Origin of the sequence: Methyloceanibacter sp., from assembly GCF_050728395.1 — a bacterium.
Lineage (GTDB): Bacteria > Pseudomonadota > Alphaproteobacteria > Rhizobiales > Methyloligellaceae > Methyloceanibacter.
On record NZ_JBOHJB010000009.1, the window covers coordinates 20,016 to 36,581 of the forward strand.

16 protein-coding genes and 1 tRNA gene are annotated in these 16,566 nt (G+C 63.3%); 4 read left to right on the forward strand and 13 right to left on the reverse strand.

Annotated features, from left to right (window positions below; translation table 11 throughout):
* Nucleotides 1-5: 5 nt before the first annotated feature.
* Nucleotides 6-641, reverse strand: a complete 636-nt coding sequence (locus ACREC7_RS02990) for a hypothetical protein (RefSeq protein ID WP_431554209.1) — start codon at nucleotides 639-641, stop codon at nucleotides 6-8.
* Nucleotides 642-1,224: 583 nt separating this feature from the next.
* Here ACREC7_RS02990 and ACREC7_RS02995 point away from each other — a divergent pair.
* Together ACREC7_RS02995 and ACREC7_RS03000 are read left to right on the forward strand one after the other, a co-directional pair.
* Nucleotides 1,225-3,483: a response regulator gene (locus ACREC7_RS02995; RefSeq protein ID WP_431554210.1), complete on the forward strand. Its 2,259-nt coding sequence runs from the start codon at nucleotides 1,225-1,227 to the stop codon at nucleotides 3,481-3,483.
* A gap of 9 nt (nucleotides 3,484-3,492) precedes the next feature.
* Nucleotides 3,493-3,846, forward strand: coding sequence for an Hpt domain-containing protein (locus ACREC7_RS03000; protein ID WP_431554211.1), 354 nt, complete (start codon nucleotides 3,493-3,495; stop codon nucleotides 3,844-3,846).
* 119 nt (nucleotides 3,847-3,965) lie between these two features.
* On the opposite strand, the gene ACREC7_RS03005 is transcribed toward ACREC7_RS03000, so the two are convergent.
* From ACREC7_RS03005 to ACREC7_RS03025, 5 genes are all read right to left on the reverse strand, one after another.
* A tRNA-Phe gene (locus ACREC7_RS03005) sits at nucleotides 3,966-4,041 on the reverse strand.
* A gap of 111 nt (nucleotides 4,042-4,152) precedes the next feature.
* On the reverse strand, nucleotides 4,153-4,371 hold the full coding sequence (locus ACREC7_RS03010; protein ID WP_431554212.1) for a DNA gyrase inhibitor YacG: 219 nt from the start codon (nucleotides 4,369-4,371) through the stop codon (nucleotides 4,153-4,155).
* Nucleotides 4,368-5,087 (reverse strand): Maf family nucleotide pyrophosphatase, encoded by a 720-nt coding sequence (locus ACREC7_RS03015; protein ID WP_431554213.1) that lies wholly within the window; start codon nucleotides 5,085-5,087, stop codon nucleotides 4,368-4,370. The genes ACREC7_RS03010 and ACREC7_RS03015 overlap by 4 nt, the downstream gene beginning before the upstream one ends.
* A gap of 4 nt (nucleotides 5,088-5,091) precedes the next feature.
* Nucleotides 5,092-5,310, reverse strand: coding sequence for a translation initiation factor IF-1 (infA, locus tag ACREC7_RS03020; RefSeq protein ID WP_045365920.1), 219 nt, complete (start codon nucleotides 5,308-5,310; stop codon nucleotides 5,092-5,094).
* Nucleotides 5,311-5,395: 85 nt separating this feature from the next.
* A complete protein-coding gene (locus ACREC7_RS03025) occupies nucleotides 5,396-7,174 on the reverse strand; it encodes a sodium:solute symporter family protein (protein ID WP_431554214.1) in 1,779 nt (592 codons plus the stop codon).
* Between the two features lie 254 nt (nucleotides 7,175-7,428).
* Here ACREC7_RS03025 and ACREC7_RS03030 point away from each other — a divergent pair, with 254 nt between their 5' ends.
* Nucleotides 7,429-9,090 carry a glycoside hydrolase family 3 protein gene (locus ACREC7_RS03030; protein ID WP_431554215.1) on the forward strand — a complete coding sequence of 554 codons (1,662 nt, stop codon included), beginning with the start codon at nucleotides 7,429-7,431 and terminating at the stop codon, nucleotides 9,088-9,090.
* A 21-nt stretch (nucleotides 9,091-9,111) separates the two neighbouring features.
* Here the strand turns inward: ACREC7_RS03030 and ACREC7_RS03035 are convergent, their stop codons facing one another.
* Both ACREC7_RS03035 and ACREC7_RS03040 read right to left on the reverse strand, forming a co-directional pair.
* Complete coding sequence (locus tag ACREC7_RS03035) at nucleotides 9,112-10,827, reverse strand: caspase family protein (protein ID WP_431554216.1); 1,716 nt, start codon at nucleotides 10,825-10,827, stop codon at nucleotides 9,112-9,114.
* Between the two features lie 154 nt (nucleotides 10,828-10,981).
* Entirely contained in the window at nucleotides 10,982-11,368 is a 387-nt protein-coding gene (locus ACREC7_RS03040) for a DUF4189 domain-containing protein (RefSeq protein ID WP_431554217.1), read from the reverse strand.
* Between the two features lie 338 nt (nucleotides 11,369-11,706).
* Between ACREC7_RS03040 and ACREC7_RS03045 the strand changes: the two genes are divergently transcribed.
* On the forward strand, nucleotides 11,707-12,360 hold the full coding sequence (locus ACREC7_RS03045; RefSeq protein ID WP_431554218.1) for an OmpA family protein: 654 nt from the start codon (nucleotides 11,707-11,709) through the stop codon (nucleotides 12,358-12,360).
* A gap of 3 nt (nucleotides 12,361-12,363) precedes the next feature.
* Here the strand turns inward: ACREC7_RS03045 and ACREC7_RS03050 are convergent, their stop codons facing one another.
* From ACREC7_RS03050 to murA, 5 genes are all read right to left on the reverse strand, one after another.
* Complete coding sequence (locus ACREC7_RS03050; protein ID WP_431554219.1) at nucleotides 12,364-12,819, reverse strand: low molecular weight phosphatase family protein; 456 nt, start codon at nucleotides 12,817-12,819, stop codon at nucleotides 12,364-12,366.
* 4 nt (nucleotides 12,820-12,823) lie between these two features.
* Nucleotides 12,824-13,324: a UPF0262 family protein gene (locus tag ACREC7_RS03055; RefSeq protein ID WP_431554220.1), complete on the reverse strand. Its 501-nt coding sequence runs from the start codon at nucleotides 13,322-13,324 to the stop codon at nucleotides 12,824-12,826.
* 4 nt (nucleotides 13,325-13,328) lie between these two features.
* Nucleotides 13,329-14,627: a histidinol dehydrogenase gene (hisD, locus tag ACREC7_RS03060; protein WP_431554221.1), complete on the reverse strand. Its 1,299-nt coding sequence runs from the start codon at nucleotides 14,625-14,627 to the stop codon at nucleotides 13,329-13,331.
* A 21-nt stretch (nucleotides 14,628-14,648) separates the two neighbouring features.
* Entirely contained in the window at nucleotides 14,649-15,110 is a 462-nt protein-coding gene (locus ACREC7_RS03065; protein WP_431554222.1) for a DUF2948 family protein, read from the reverse strand.
* Between the two features lie 127 nt (nucleotides 15,111-15,237).
* Nucleotides 15,238-16,527, reverse strand: a complete 1,290-nt coding sequence (murA, locus tag ACREC7_RS03070) for a UDP-N-acetylglucosamine 1-carboxyvinyltransferase (RefSeq protein ID WP_431554223.1) — start codon at nucleotides 16,525-16,527, stop codon at nucleotides 15,238-15,240.
* Between the last annotated feature and the right edge of the window lie 39 nt (nucleotides 16,528-16,566).

Below are 16,566 nucleotides of genomic sequence, written 5' to 3' on the forward strand. Positions count from 1 at the left end.
CGGCGCTAGCTGGCCGCCCGGCCACGCGATGGTTCGATCCCGCCCTTGGCGACGCTCGCCGCGTCCTGGTTCAGGCACTTGGCGACCTCGACGAACAGCCCGGCCAGCAGGTTGCGATCGGTCTTGACGTTGCTGAGCTCGGCGAACATTTTCTCGATTGCGTGCTGAAGATCCTCGTTCTTGCGCTTGATCTCCTCGCGCAACGACTGCGCTTCCTGGGTCAGGCGGTCGGCCATGTCGCGCTCGAGCTGGCTCAATTGGTCCGACGTCGCGCGAAGCCGTTTTTCCAGCGACTGATTATGCTCGCGCAGCGTCCGCTCGATCTCCTTGTCGGCATCGGCGCGCAAGTCCTTCTCTTCGCGGAGCTGGCCCGCGAGCGACTCGACCTGCTTCTTCGCGTTCGATTCGAAGGCGCTGAGATTGCGCGCCGTCTCGGACTCGATGTCCTTGAAGCGCTGGAGAAACCGTTCCTCCAGCTTGGAGAAGCGGCGATCGTAGTCTTGCATCTGGTTGCCAAACAGTAGATCGCGGATCTTGTCCACGCCCACGACTTCGCCGACAGGAAGCGGACCGTTGCCCAGTTGCGCGGCGGCAACGGGGTCAACCAACTCGGCTTCGGGTTTCGATGATTTCCCCGCCACGCTACACCTCCACTGATTATGTGATGAAAGTAATTTGGAGTTATGACATCGTCTGTCGCGAACTTGCAAGCCTTCGGGAATTCGGTACGTGCGGCTCGATTGCTAGTCCCTAAACTTGCCGATGGCAGCGGGCCCTGAATTGCGCACCGGCCACCGGCGACAGCGCCGCCCCCACGAGCAAGCCCAGTGTCAGCGCAAACAACGGTCTATTCATTACTGCGCTCCTTTAACGCAGACCTTCTTGACCTATCTTCATACTGGGAAATGCCGACGTTTTTGTCTGGCGCATAACACTGAAAAGCCAAAATGCGCCATAATCCGCCTTCATTAGCATCGGAGCTGGCTGTCCGGCTAGACATACCGAGCCTGAGGCAATCTAAACGCGTGCAGGCGGGCCGGTGCGTCTTGCATGAAGTCAGGGGAAGCGTATGCGGTGCGTGGGGGCTTCAATGACTTTCGCTCCTGGTTGTTCTGTTATAGTTCGCGCGGTGCGCCCCACTTCCGCGCGAACCCCTCCTAACTGAATCGCATCGTTGACCTGAATCAATCTCACCAATCCGCGAAGGAATCTGGGAGTAGAGTCATGGAAAAAGGTAAGACGACCGCATTCGTCGTCATCCTCTTTCTGCTGATACTAGGCGGCATTGGTTGGCTGGGCTGGCAGGTCTATTCGACTTACCAACTCGCCAATAGGGTAATCGACCGCGACTCTCGCATGATGGTTTTGCGGGGCGAAATTACCCGTCTGGATGAAATGCTAACTTGGCTGGTACGTGCCGCGGCACAGACCGGCGATTACAGATATGTGGATCGGTATAATGAACTGCTGCAGACATTGGATGATGCAATTGCCGAGGCGATGAACCTTGCACCCCTGGCCCTACGCGAAGCCGTCCGACAAAAGACCAGCGTGGCCAATGACAAACTGGTCGAAATGGAGACGCGGGCGTTTGGGCTGGTCAAGAACGGCGATCTCACCGAGGCGAGGGCGATCGTCTTCGGTCAGGTATACGAAGAGCAAAAGAAAATTTATGCCGATGGGATGGGTGCGCTGAGCCAGTATGTCGGCGACATCGCCAAGCAGACAGCAATTGAGCGTGACCGTTCTAAGGTCCTGATCGGTGCTGTAGGGGCCGTGCTTGCCTTGCTGGTGGCCGGCTTGGGATTCATATTCGCAGACCAGCTAAAAACCCACAATCAGCTGCAACGCTCGTTTCAAGAACTTGGGACGGCACAAACGAAGCTGGCGGAAGCTACCCGCGTGGCACAGGGAGCAAACGAAGCCAAAAGCACGTTCCTTGCGAATATGAGTCACGAGATCCGAACGCCGATGAACGCAATCATCGGACTGTCGCAACTCATTCTGAAGACGGAGCTCTCGCCGCGTCAGCGGGACTATCTGCTGAAGATCAAGAATTCGGGCCAGCACCTTCTCGGCATCATCAATGACATCCTCGATTTCTCAAAGGTGGAAGCAGGCAAGTTATCGGTCGAAACCATCGAATTCGACCTGGATAAAGTCCTGGAAAATGTCAGCAACGCAGTTTCGGAGAGAGCGTCGGCGAAGGGATTGGAAGTGATTTTCGACGTCGAGCCGTCGGTTGCTGCCGACTGTCTCAGAGGCGATCCACTTCGGCTCGGGCAGATACTGATCAATTACTGCAACAACGCCATTAAGTTCACGGAGAAGGGAGAGGTCGTTGTCAGGGCGAGAGTGCTTGAGGCGAATGGTGACCGATTATTGGTCAAATTTTCGGTCAGCGACACGGGGATTGGCATGACTGAAGAGCAAATTGGTCGTCTGTTCCAAGCCTTCGAGCAGGCCGATGCATCGACGACTCGCCAATATGGCGGCACCGGACTTGGGCTGACTATCTCGAAGCGCCTGGCGGAATTGATGGGCGGGAAAGTCGGGGTTACGAGCGAGCCAGGCAAGGGAAGTACTTTCTGGTTTACCGCCTACCTAGAAAAGAGCGTGGCGCCGGGGCGTCAGCGCGTCCTCCGCTCGGACCTCCAGGGACGGCGCGTATTGATAATCGACGACAATCCGCCAGCGCGCGCCGTCATATCCAGCCTCCTGGCGGGAATGGGCTTCGTTGTGGATGAAGCAGCCTCAGGCGAGGAAGGAATCGCTATGGTTCGTCAAGCTGCCGAGGCCGGGCAGCCTTACGAAATCGCCTTTGTCGATTGGCAAATGCCGAAGCTCGATGGAATCGAGACCTCCAAGCGGATCATTGGGATGCTCGACTTGCCTAATCCGCCTCACCTCGTCATGGTGACAGCCTATGGCCGCGAAGAGGTGCTGAAGCAAGCCGAGGAGAACGGCATTGAGAGTGTGCTGGTCAAACCGGTGACCTCGTCGACTCTTTTCGACACCACTCTTGCAATACTCCAAACTTCCGACATTGCGCCCAACATGGTCCCAGGCGCGGTCCTCTTCGACGTCAACCTAACGCGCGGGGCCCGCGTCCTGCTGGTAGAAGATAATGAGATCAATCAAGAGGTGGCACTTGGCCAGCTCGAGGACGCGAAGGTGGAAGTCGATGTTGCCGAGAACGGCGAGATGGCCGTCCGCATGGTGCTAGCCAAAGCCTATGACCTTGTTCTCATGGATATGCAGATGCCAGTCATGGACGGTATCGAGGCGACACGAGCCATAAGATCGGACCCGCGTTTCGACGGCTTGCCGATCATCGCCATGACGGCCAACGCCATGGCCGCAGACCGGGACAAATGCCTCGAAGCTGGCATGAACGACCACATACCGAAGCCTATCGACGCGCAGGAACTGTTCCGGGTCCTGTCGCAATGGACCCGTGCACGTAACACCGCTGCGACCTAGAGGCCTCACGTGACGCATGACGCGCTGACAATAGAGGGCATCGACACGGCAGGGGCGCTGAAGCGGCTTGGCAACAAGCGCGAGCGCTACGAGGCATTGTTGCGTAAGTTTGCCGAGAAGCAATCGGGAAGCGTGGTAACCGTTCGGACCGCGCTCGCGGCCGGCGATCGCGCGACCGCCGAGCGCGAACTCCATTCGTTAAGAGGTGCGGCCGGGTCGCTTGGAGTAATCGCCATCGCCGAAACGGCGGGCGAATGCGAACACGCTCTCAGGGAGGGCGGTGACGTGGAATCTTCGCTCAAGACGCTCGAGAAGTCTCTCGCAGCCAGCGTTGCGGCGATACGCTCTACACTACCGGATTGATGGGCATCCGGTGCAGCGGACAAAAAGTCCGCCGCTCCATGGCAGCGATGCCTGATATCAACGCACTGGCGACCGGGCTCGAACCATCAAAAAAAGAACATTGAAAAATAAGGAATTGGTGGTGCCCAGGGGCGGATTTGAACCACCGACACGCGGATTTTCAGTCCGCTGCTCTACCAACTGAGCTACCTGGGCCTTTAGGGGCATTCCCCGGCGCCGCGGGCCAAACGAGGGCCTGCGCTGGTGAAGGCCTTGGCTTATAGGAAATCGGCTCTGCCCTGTCGAGGGCCGGCGGCCGCCAAATGCTCAATCCTTAGCCTCGTCGTCGCCCTCACGTCCCACGGGCTCGCCGGGCACGACGTAGCGGCCGGAGAGCCAGCGACCGAGGTCCTCATCGGCACAAGCTTTGCTGCAGAACGGGCGATAGTCCGGCGCGGCGGGCTTGGCGCAGATCGGGCATTTCGGGGCTTTCGCGCTTCTCGCCCGCTTCGGCACCGTCCCGTCGGATCGGGCCTTCGGCGTCACTCGGTCTCGACCTCGGCGAGGTTCGGCCAGAAATAGCTCACCGGATAGCCCTCGCCGTGCAGAAGCGTCACCACCTCGGTGAGGGGGAGGCCGACGACGCTCGTGTAGGAGCCGACGAGCTTCACCACGAAACCTCCGGCGATGCCCTGAATGGCGTAGCCTCCAGCCTTCCCCTTCCATTCGCCGCTCGCGATATAGTCGCGGATCTCGGCGTCGGAGAAATTGCGGAAGCGGATGCGGGTCTCGACCACGCGCTCGCGCTTGCGATCGTCGGGCGTGATCAGGCAGATCGCGCTATAGACGCGATGGTTGCGGCCGCGCAGGCGCTCCAGCGTCTCGGTCGCCCGGTTGCCTTCGTCAGGCTTGCCGAGAATGCGCCGCCCCACGGCGACCGCGGTATCGGCGGCAAGAATGAAGGACTTGGCATAGTCCGGCTCGGCGCGCACCAGGAGCTTGGCGGCTTCCGCCTTGGCGCGGGCGAGCCGCTGCACCAAATGGCGCGGCACCTCTCCCCGGGTCGGCGTCTCGTCGATGGTGGCGGGCCGGAGCGCATCGGGGATGATGCCAACCTGCTCGAGCAGAGCGAGCCTGCGCGGCGAGGCCGAGGCAAGAACGAGCTTAGGGCGGTGGCCGCCCGCCTTCGAGGCGCGCGGGCTCGGCGTGACCCTGCTCTTGGCGGGGCCGGCGCTTGCGGCAGGCTCGGGGCTTGCGCCCACGAGCCTATTTGAAGCGGTACGTAATCCGTCCCTTAGTGAGATCATAGGGCGTCATCTCGACCAGAACCTTGTCGCCGGCAAGCACCCTGATCCGGTTCTTGCGCATCCGTCCCGCCGTATGGGCGATGATCTCGTGTTCGTTCTCGAGCTTCACCCTGAAGGTGGCGTTGGGGAGCAGCTCGGTCACTACCCCCGGAAATTCCAGCATTTCTTCCTTCGCCATAAGGCCTCTTTCGGCGTTCCGCAGATTGGGCGGGAGAATGGTCGGCGGACGCGGCAAAATCAAGGAGGAATGCTGGGTTGCGCCTTCACCCGGTCCAGAAGCCGAGCTTTGGAATCGTGCGCCAGAGGGCTGCGGCGGCAAACAGTGCGACCAGCGCACAGGCGAGCCCGAGCGCGGTCTTGCCGTAAATCAGATAGCCGGTGCCGAACAGCGCGGCATAGATGGTGAGGCAGCCGAGGAACCACGCGAGCAGCCCGGCGGCGACGCTGCCCGGAGGGGCCGGAACCTCGCCGATATCGACGGCGCTCCGCCAGCCGCCCGGCGCCGGCCTGATCCTGTCGTAGAAGGCTTGCAGCGTGGCGCGGTCGGTCGGCGGCGTGAGGAAGGTGACGAGCAGCCATCCCACGGTGGTGATGGCGACGCCCGCCACCAGCGCCAGCGACGGATGCAGCGGCGGGAAGCCGAGCAGGCGCACATGCACGAACTGGAAATAGAGGGCGACGAGAAACGAGATGACCATGGCGGCAATCTCGCTCCAGGCATTGATCCGCCACCAATACCAGCGCAGCAGGAAGATGAGGCCGGTCCCGGCGCCGATCTGCAGCAGGATCTGGAAGGCCTGCATGGCGTTGTGCAGCAGGAGCGCCACAACGCAGGCCGCCAGCATCAGCGCCACGGTGACGGCGCGGCCGACCGCCACGTAGTGCGCGTCGCTCGCGTGCGGCACCAGGAAGCGGCGATAGACGTCGTCGGCCACGTAGGACGCGCCCCAATTGAGATGCGTCGAGATGGTCGACATGTAGGCGGCGGCGAGCGAGGCCACGACCAGGCCGAGCACACCATGCGGCAGGAACACGAGCATCGCCGGATAGGCGAGGTCGTGGCGTAGAATCGATGGGTCGACATCGGGAAAGCGCGCGCGCAGATCGCTCAACTCCGGATAGACGATGAGCGAGGCGAGCGCGACCAGGATCCAGGGCCACGGCCGCAAGGCATAATGGGCGATGTTGAACCACAGCGTCGCTGCCATGGCGTCCTTCTCGGTTCGCGCCGCCAGCATGCGCTGCGCGATATAGCCGCCGCCGCCGGGCTCCGAGCCCGGATACCAGGTGCTCCACCACTGCAGGCTGAGCGGGATGATCAGCACGATGAGCACCTGCGCGGGATCGGCGAAGTCCGGTAGCAAGGACAGCTTGCCGCTCACCAGCGGGTTGGCGATCAGCCCTGAGAGTCCGCCGACTTCGGGCAGCGACACGGCGTAATAGGCGGCGAGCACCGCGCCGGCCATGGCGAGCGCGAACTGGAACAGATCGGTCACCAGCACGCCCCACAAGCCTGAGGTCGTGGCGTAGACCATGGTCAGGGCTGCGGCGAGCGTCACTGTGGTATAGGGGTCGAGCCCGAGCAGCACGCTGGCGATCTTGATGGCCGCGAGCGTGACCGTCGCCATGATCATGATGTTGAACAGGACGCCGAGATAGAGCGCGCGGAAGCAGCGCAGGAACGCTGCAGGCGCGCCGGAGTAACGCAGCTCGTAGAAATTGATGTCGGTCAGCGCGCCCGACCGCCGCCACAGCTTGGCGTAGAAGAACACGGTCAGCATGCCGGTGATGAGGAACGACCACCACAGCCAGTTCATGCTGACGCCGCCCGTGCGCACCAAGTCGGCGACGAGATTGGGCGTGTCGGCGGAGAAGGTGGTGGCCACCATCGAGGTGCCGAGCAGCCACCACGGCGCGGTGCGCCCCGAAAGGAAATATTGCTCGAGGCTGCGGCCGGCGCGGCGGGCGAAGCGCAAGCCGATGGCAAGCGTGATGAGCCCATAGGCGCCCACCACGATCCAGTCGATCAGCTCAAGCTTCATGGCTGCTGACTGTGCAAGCTTGACCTCTCGTCCCTATGCGCGTGATTTGCCCGGCACACCGCCAAGGCTAGAATTCCGGGCCGGCGGCCGCAATCGGCAAGGCTGTTCAGGCAAAAAAGCGGCTCATTTCTGCCCGAAACGAAGCTCAGATTCTGGCGCCTCGGCGGGGTCTATGGTTAGTGAAAAGCTAAGGACTGGACCGTACCATCCGAAGCACGAACCTTCGAGGCACGCAACAAACCTTCGAGGCCTGAATGAGACGTATTGCTCTCGGGGCTTTGGCCGGCCTTCTTCTGATCGGCTCGATCGGATTCGGCTTCTATCGGCCGGAGGCGACCCCGCCTGCGGTTGAGACGGCCGAGGCTACCGTCCCGGCAAACCAGGTCGGGTCCGACGACGTCGCCAAGACCGTTGCGCCCAGAGACGTGCCAGCGGCACGCCAAGTGAAAGACGGCCCATCCGAAGGCGCGGTCGAACTCGTGGCGGCAGAGGCCGCGCCTCAGGCCGGACGAGCGAGCGAGGGCGAAAAGGGCTCGCCGGCAGAAGCGGTTTCGCCGCAATCGAAGCCTGGTGACGCCGGCAAGGCCTCTTCTGCTCCCCCGGTACCCGGCGGGCAGGTGCCAGCTGCGATACCCGCGGCCAAGCCTGCGGTGCCTGCCGAGCGGGGGCCGGCTGCAATACCGGCGGCCGAGCCCGCGGCACCAGCCGAGCAGATGCCGGCTGCGATACCGGCGGCTGAGCCGGCGGTACCTGCTGCCGAGCCCGCTGCCCCCATGACCACCCAGAGCCTCGATGGCAGCAGGCCTCGCGCGGAGCCGGAGCCAGACGAGAACAACACCGATATAGCCGCCACGCCAATCCCAAGTGCCAACCTCGAGCGCATGATCGGGCAGATGATTATCGTCGGCTTCGTCGGCACCAAGAGCAGCGACCCCGGCGTTGCCGCCGTGCAGGAAGAGATCAAGAACGGCCTGGTCGGCGGTGTGATGCTGCTTCAGCGCAACGTCACGTCTCCGCCGCAGGTGCGCGCGCTCAACGACAGTCTGCGCCGCGCCGGCGGCAGCGTCGTGCCGCTGATCTCGGTCGATCAGGAGGGCGGCGAGGTGCAGAGACTGACGCCGGGCAACGGCCACAGAGCCTATCCCTCTCCGGCAGCAGTCGCCGGTTACTCAGGTCCCGATTCCGGCGGGCACGCCATGTCGATCTATCGAGACATGGCCGCCGAGCTCAGGGCGGACGGATTCAACGTCAATTTCGGTCCCGATGTCGATCTCAACATCAATCCAAGCAATCCGATCATCGGCGCAAAGGGGCGAAGCTACGGCGTCGATCCGAAGCAAGTGCGCAAGTTTGCCTCGATCTTCAACAGCGCTCACAGGCAAGCCGATATCCTGACGGCGGCCAAACACTTCCCCGGTCACGGGAGCAGCAGTACCGACAGCCACATCGCGTTCACCGATATCACCAAGACGTGGAAGCCAATCGAGCTTGAGCCATTCAAGCAAATGCTCGGCGAAGGCGGCGTCAACATGCTGATGATCGGCCATCTCTATCTTCCGGAGTTTAGCGACGGGCCTGGCATCCCGACCTCTCTGTCGAAGAAGACCATGGACTATGTGCGCAATGAGATGGGATTTACCGGCGTCATCGTCAGCGACGATATGGAGATGGGCGCGTTGCGCCAGAATTTTTCCTTCGAGGACCGAATCGTGCGCGCCGTCGCCGCCGGCACCGACATGCTAATCTTCGCCAACCGCCTTCCGGCGCCCCAACTCGAACTCGGCGCCAAAATCAACGCGGTGATCCTGAACGCCGTCAACTCCCGCAAGATCTCCCGCGAGCAGATCGAACAGTCCTACGCGCGCATCATGCGGATGAAGCGCAAACTCGTTGAGATGCACAGCGCGGCCAATTGATCCTGTCGTTCCAATGCCGCGCTAGCGTTTTTGCCCGCTGAACATTCCGCGCTTGTAGCGCGATGTTACAAGCTCCGATTTCGGCCAGCACCACTGCTTGTCACGGACCCAGGTATAAGCGCGGCAGCTGCTGTCATTCCGGCAAATCGTCTCGCACTCCTCGCGCGTTATCGGCCGTTGCGACGCGCCGGGAATATCGCCCTCCTCGAAATCGGTATCGTCGAATCGCTCTATCCTGGCGAACGAGGACGGCGCGTTGGCTGAAGTCGGAGCGGAGTAGCCCGGCTTCAGGCCGCTGACCATACCGTATTTCGTCTCGGTCCGGACGATGGTGTATTTCGGCCAGCACCACTGCTTGGCCTGGACATAGGTGTAAGCCTTGCAGTTGTCGTCGGCCAAGCAACGGGCCTCGCATTGATCGACCGAAATCCACCGGATGCCGTTCGCTCCGATATCGCCGCCGAAGAGATCGGTATCCGTCAAGCGGCTCATGCTCTGCGGCGCTGGCTGGAATTGCTCCGGCTGTTGCTCCGGCGGCAATGCCGCTTGTGGCGGTGGCGGCGGCGGCACCGATGGCTGCGCCGGCCGCATATCTAGCATCGCCTGATCGCGGAGCGTCTTGGCCTCGTCCTTGTATTTGCCGCTAGGAAACGCGTCGATATAAAGCTCGCACAGACGCAGCCGCTCGCTGGGCGATTTGCCATCGACACACGCCTGATAGCGCGGAAGCTCGGTCTTGGCGCGGATCAGGGTTTCGGCTTGTGGAAGCTTGGGGTGATGGGGAAAGTCGCGCATAAATCGCTTGAAGCAATCGACATCATCTTTCCCGACGCAGTCCAGATATGCGAGTTCGCCGGCTTGCTCTCCGTTGTCCGGCTCGGGGGCCTTCGCCACGGGAGGCAAGGGCATTGGTGCCGGCGCCGCGTTCGGCGAGGGCGCCGTCGGTTCGACCGTAATGGAACGGCCGGCGAGGAAAATGCGTCCGCTTACTGTCTCGTCGTAGATGGCCGGGACCTGCACATGGGGTTTGCCGGTGTCCGAATCGATCACGCTCTGCGCCTTGATGGCGACTTCCTCCTTCACTTCCGACATGAGGTCGCCGAGATGCCGGTTCGGCGTGGGCAGGTATTTGGCGAACTCGGTCATGAACACGGAGTTCTTGTCCGAACCCCCCAGCCCATCAAGGGCAGTCTGTCCGACCCCGGCCGAATAGATCGAGAACACGCCCTGCGCGGGCTTCGCTTCCACGCCGTGCGAAATCCGCACCAGTGATCTCGTCCCATTGTCGACGGCCTTGGCGAACGGATTGTCCCGGCAGGCGTCGGAGACGAATAGGACCAAGCCCTGTTGTTGACCGGTCTGCGAATCGACAAGCTTGGCGCGGAGTTTTTCGACGATGTCGTCTTCGGCAAAGGCGCTCCGCCGGACACGCTCCCTCACGGCTGGACTGTCGCCAGAAATCTGCGGAAAATCGCTCGGCAGGAGTAGATTGGCGCCGTCCGGCCTCATGCCGTGGCCGGAAAAGAAGAACAGTACCGTGTCTCCCAGTTCGGTCTCCTCGGCCAACCTGCCAACGCTATTGATCATCTCATCGAGAGTCGGATTGCGCACGAGATCGACTTTAAAGCCGAGTCCTTTGAGCGTCTGGTCAAGCTTCTCAGCGTCGTTGACCGCGTTCCGTAGCTGCTTGTCTTCCGGCAAGTTGCCGTACTTGTCGATACCGATCACCAGCGCCACCCGCTTGCCCTCAGCGGCGAAGGCCGGGGGGGCCGTGGTCAAGACCGCCAGAATTAGTGAAACAAGCAGGACGACAGCGCGGCGCATCGATCTTTCCTCTGAGGTAACACGCCTATCGACAACTATGGCGCGAAATCCCGTTCTAGCCAAGGCATCAACGCGTGGTACAGGCCCAGGCTTGGATCTGACACCCGCTTCCATTGGCGTTGCATTGGTTCAGCGCGATTCGCTCGGCGGTGCCGCGGGCATAGGCCCATCCCCAGCCAGATCCACCTGGGCCAACAACCAAGGCCCCGCAGGCGTTCTTGAACCAAAGAACGACGCGACAGCCTTGATCGCCGGAGGCTGAACACCGTGACATCGCCCAGGCTTCGGCCAAGCCGCGCGAGGCGTCGTCATAAGACGTGCCCCACCCCTTGGTGTCGGAAGAATAGGCGATTGCCCCATAGTGGTCCCATGCCCTGGCGCTGCCAGTTGAAATCGCCAGCGCGACCGCGAACAGTGCCCCGAGACAGACTACCGATTGGATCGAATGGCGCATCGTGTCCTCCTTGACCAAGCCAAATCGAACAGCATCGTGCGCAACACTGGCAAAGCCCAACTGAATGCGTGCTGAACAGAGAGTTCACCGTGGCTTAAGCCAGGACGCCGAGCGCCGAAGCGGCGAATTGGTCTTATTTCGAACAGTCTGCGTCGCACCTTTCCGTTCATCGGAGGTTCAGCTGGCCATGTTTAGGGTCTAGTCTTGTCATTGCGGCCAAGCTGGCCATTGCGGGAGGTCTAGCCATGCGCTTCTCAAGGTCGATTTTAGCGATAGCGGCAGCGGCCGCATTCGGGATTTCCAGTCTTGTCTTTTCGCCCGTGGCGAAGGCACAGGACATGAAAAGCTCGGACGTGATCGTGAGGGCGCTCACCCCGCCCAAGACCCGCGGCTTCGATCCGCAGGCGTCGGACCGGGAAGCTGCCAAACAGCAGCTGAACGCCAAGCTGGAGAATCTCAAAACGCGGCGGCTCGAGATTGTACCGCGCGAGGAGCGCAACGAAGTGGCCGTGCTCATCGAGAAGGCGAAGGTGCCCAAGACCGATCAGCCGGTCTTCTTCGCCTTCGACTCCGCCGAGATTCTTGCCGAAGCGCGCCCGGCGCTCGATGAGATCGGCAAGGCCTTGAGCGATGCCAGGCTGGCAAGCGGCACCTTCCTGATCGGGGGACATACCGACGCGAAGGGCAGCGACGCCTACAATCTCGCCTTGTCGCAGCGGCGCGCGGACTCGGTGAAGGCCTTTCTGGTGACGACCTATCATGTCGACGCCGGCCGCCTCACTGCGATCGGCTTCGGCGAGGAGCAGCTCGCGAACAAGGAGAATCCGCTCGCCGACGAGAACCGGCGCGTGCAGATCGTCAACACGGGAAGCGCCACCGTGGCGGAAGGCAAGCCCGCGCCCGCCTCGGAGCCCGCAGCGGCCCCGGCGCCCGAAGCAGCTCCGCCGGCTGACGCAGCCCCTCCGGCCGACGCAGCGCCTCCCCCACAGTGAGCCTCACACGCCCGGGGCAGCGGCGACGGGGAAGCGTTGCTTGATGCGGCGGAACAGTCCGTCACGCACGGCACGGTAGGCCGACAAGATCTGCTCGCGATTGCCGCTCGTCATGGTGGGATCAGGGGTCGGCCAATATTCCACGTCGATGGCGAAGGTGCCGGCGAGCGCAAGCGCCTTGTGATGCGCTTCCGGCGACAGCGTCACGATCAGGTCGAAGGAGGTGTCGTGCAGGTCGCCAAGCGCGGCCGGACGGTGGCCCGAAAGATCGATGCCGAGCTCCTCCATGACGGCAATGGCGAAGGGGTCCGGTTCGCCGGCGCGCACGCCGGCCGAGTCGACATAGATGCGCCTGCCGGCGAGATGCTTGAGGATCGCTGCCGCCATCGGCGAGCGTATGGAGTTGCGGCTGCAGGCGAAGAGGACCGCGCCCGGCAGGTCGGCTTCCCCCGGCGCCAAGGCATCATCCCTTCCAATGCAACGCGCAGATCAGGGTGAACAGGCGTCTTGCCGTGGCGATGTCGATCAGGACCTTGCCCTTGAGCCGCTCCATGAGGAGCCGGCTTCCTTCGTCGTGCAGGCCGCGCCGTCCCATGTCGATCGCCTCGATGCGCGAGGGCGGCTGGGTCTTGATCGCCTGGTAATAGCTCTCGCACATCAGGAAGTAGTCCTTCACCAGGCGGCGAAAGGGCGAGAGCGAGAGCATCACATGCATGATGGAAGCGCGGTTCTCGTCGCCGACGGTGAACACCAGGCGATTGTCGGCGAGCGACAGATGCAGCGTGTAGGGGCCGCCATCATGGTTCTCGAGCGCAAAGGAGTTGCGCTCGAGCAGATCGAAGATGGCGACCTCGCGCTCGTGCTCGACGTCCGCCGAGTTGCGGCCGATCGATCCGGAATCCAGCGTCACCTCGACGAGCCGCGCCTGTTCGGGCGCAAGCTCCTGCTGCTGCTCCTCCGTCATTGCCCTAATCCCGCAGGTTCAGCCTGATGGCGACGGATCGGCGGTGAGCTTCGAGCCCTTCGGCGCGCGCCAAGGTCATGGCGGCAGGCCCGAGCGCGCCGAGGCTCGCGGCGTCAAGCTTGAGGATCGAGGTGCGCTTCATGAAGTCGAGCACGCCTAGCCCTGAGGCGAAGCGGGCGCTCCGCGCCGTGGGGAGAACGTGGTTCGGCCCCGCCACATAGTCGCCGATGACCTCAGGGGTGTAGCGGCCGAGAAAGATCGCGCCGGCGTTGCGGATCGCGGCCGACAGGGACTCAGGATCGGCGGTGGCGATCTCAAGGTGCTCAGGCGCGAGGCGATCGGCGAGGTCCGGCGCCTGGTCGAGGCTCTCCACCACGATGACGGCGCCGAAACTCTCCCAGCTCGCCCCAGCCACGCTCGCGCGCGGGAGCGTGGCAAGCTGGCTCTCGACGGCGGCGGCCACGGCGCGCCCGAAACCCGCGTCGTCGGTGATCAGGATCGATTGCGCGGCGCTGTCGTGCTCTGCCTGGGCGAGAAGGTCGGCGGCGATCCAGGCGGGATCGTTGTCCTTATCGGCAATGACCACCACCTCGGAGGGGCCTGCGATCATGTCGATGCCGACCTGGCCGAACACCTGGCGCTTGGCGGCCGCCACATAGGCGTTGCCGGGCCCGACGATCTTCACCACCGGGGCAATCGTCTCGGTGCCATAGGCGAGGGCGGCGATCGCCTGGGCCCCGCCAATGCGATAAATCTCATCGACGCCGGCAAGCGCCGCCGCCACGAGCACCAGAGGATTGAGCTTGCCCTCAGGCGCCGGGACCACCATGACGATGCGCTCGACCTCGGCGACCTTGGCGGGAAGTGCGTTCATCAACACCGAACTCGGATAGCTCGCCGTGCCCCCCGGCACATAAAGCCCCACGGACTGGACCGGCGTCCAGCGGAAGCCGAGCGCCACGCCCTGATCGTCGACATAACAGTCGCTCGCCGGCACCTGGCGGCGGTGGTGGTCGAGGATGCGGTCGCGGGCAAACTCGAGGGCGGCAAGAGTCTTTGAGTCGGCGCCGGCCTGCGCCTCGGCGATCTCGGCCGGCGCCACGCGCATGCCGATCTCGCGCAAGTCCACACGGTCGTAGCGCAAGGTCAGATCGATCAGCCCCGCGTCCTTGTCGCGGCGCACGCGCTCGATGATCGCGGCGACCGCTTCATTGACGTCGGCGGACGATTCCCGCTTGGCGGCGAGAAGCGCGCCGAAGCGGGTCTCGAAGTCCGCCGCCCTTTGCTCGAGCCACAAGGCCATGGTGTGGGGGAGGCCTGAAGATCAGGAGTCGGCCCCGGGCTCTGCGCCCGGGTGCTGCGGTTTGGAGCGGGCGCGCCAGGCAGGCCCAAGATCGGTGAGCTCGGCCTCGATGCATTCGACGTGGAGGCGGATCGAGGCATCGCCGGAAAAGGTGAGCGTGACATAGCCGCTCGGGTGCTCGCTCGCTTCGAAGCGGACGGCAAGCAGCGACAGCACCCGGTCTGAGGCGGAGGGCCTCAGCGACCTGATCTGCGCGCCGAGCACGCGGTCGAAGCGCAGCGCCGTCCGCCGGCGCTCGTTTTCGTTGGCGGCGGCCGTTGTGGCCTTCTCCCAGTTGAAGCGGTTGAGAATGGCGGCGAAGCGCTTTTGCGATGGGACATAGGCCAAGTCCCCGACCCGCACCACGGCATCCTGCAGGTGCGACGACACGATCTCGAGATCCTGTTCATCGAGCGCAATCAGCTTGAGTTGGTTGTCGGCCATGGGGGCATCCGGGCTCAGACCGTACCGCCTCCGGCGAGGCGGAAATGCGGTCTCTTCGTCATTCGTCGGCGCTAGGGCCTAGCATGCTAGCGGAGCAGGCGAAACCGGCAAAGTGCGGAAAGCGGGCCTAGCCGGACAGCCGTTCGATATGGGCGCCGCACTGCCGCAGCTTTTCCTCGATGCGCTCGAAGCCGCGGTCGAGGTGATAGACGCGGCCGATCATGGTCTCGCCCTTTGCGGCGAGGCCGGCGATGATCAGTGAGACCGAGGCGCGCAGATCCGTGGCCATCACTTGCGCACCGGCGAGGCCCGTAACGCCGGTGACCATGGCGGTGTCGCCCTTGAGGTCGATGCGGGCCCCAAGCCGTGCCAACTCCTGCACATGCATGAAGCGGTTCTCGAAGATCGTCTCGCGCACCGTAGAGGTGCCTTGCGCCATGCACATGAGCGCAATGAGCTGGGCCTGCAGATCGGTGGGAAAACCCGGGAAAGGCTCGGTGTCGACGGCGACAGGGCGAAGACCGGCGCCGTTCCTCGCCACTCTGAGCCCCGAGGGCGTCTCCTCGATCTCGACGCCACTCGAGCGCAACAGGTCGAGCGCGCTCTCCAGAAGGTCGGCGCGGGTATTTTGCAGAAGCACGTCGCCGCCGGTCATGGCCGCGGCCATGGCGTAGGTGCCGGTCTCGATGCGGTCGGGAAGCACGGTATGCTCGGCGCCGTGAAGTTGACCCACGCCCTCAACCTCCAGGGTCGAGCTGCCGATGCCGCCGATCTTGGCGCCCATCTTCTTGAGGCAGTTTGCGACGTCGGCGACCTCAGGCTCGCGCGCGGCGTTCTCGATCACCGTCTCGCCGCGGGCCAGCACGGCGGCCATCAGCGCATTGTGGGTGGCACCGACGGAGACCTTCGACAGCGTGACCTCGGCGCCGGTCAAGCCCTTCCGCGCCTTGGCGATGACATAACCACCTTCAAGCTCGATCGAGGCGCCGAGCGCTTCAAGCGTGGTGAGGTGCAAATCAACGGGCCGCGTGCCGATGGCGCAGCCGCCGGGGAGAGAGACCTTGGCCTCGCCGCAGCGGGCAAGGAGAGGTGCAAGCACCCAGAAGCTCGCGCGCATGCGCGAAACCATCTCGTAGGGCGCGGTGGTGTCGACGATCTCGGCCGATTTGAGCTTGAAGGTCTGGCCGTCGGTGGTGGCCTGGCCCACCTTCTTGCCGACCACGGTGATGTCCACCCCGTGATTGCCGAGAATGCGGCCGAGCAGCGTCACGTCTGCGAGCCGCGGCACGTTGCGCAAGACCAGAGTCTCGCGGGTGAGCAGGCTCGCGATCATCAAGGGCAATGCGGCGTTCTTCGCTCCGCTGATGGGAATCGTGCCCGTCAAGCGCTCGCCGCCAATAATGCGAATGCGGTCCATGGCGTCCCCCATCCTCGCCTTGAGCCCCCCTCGCGCGAA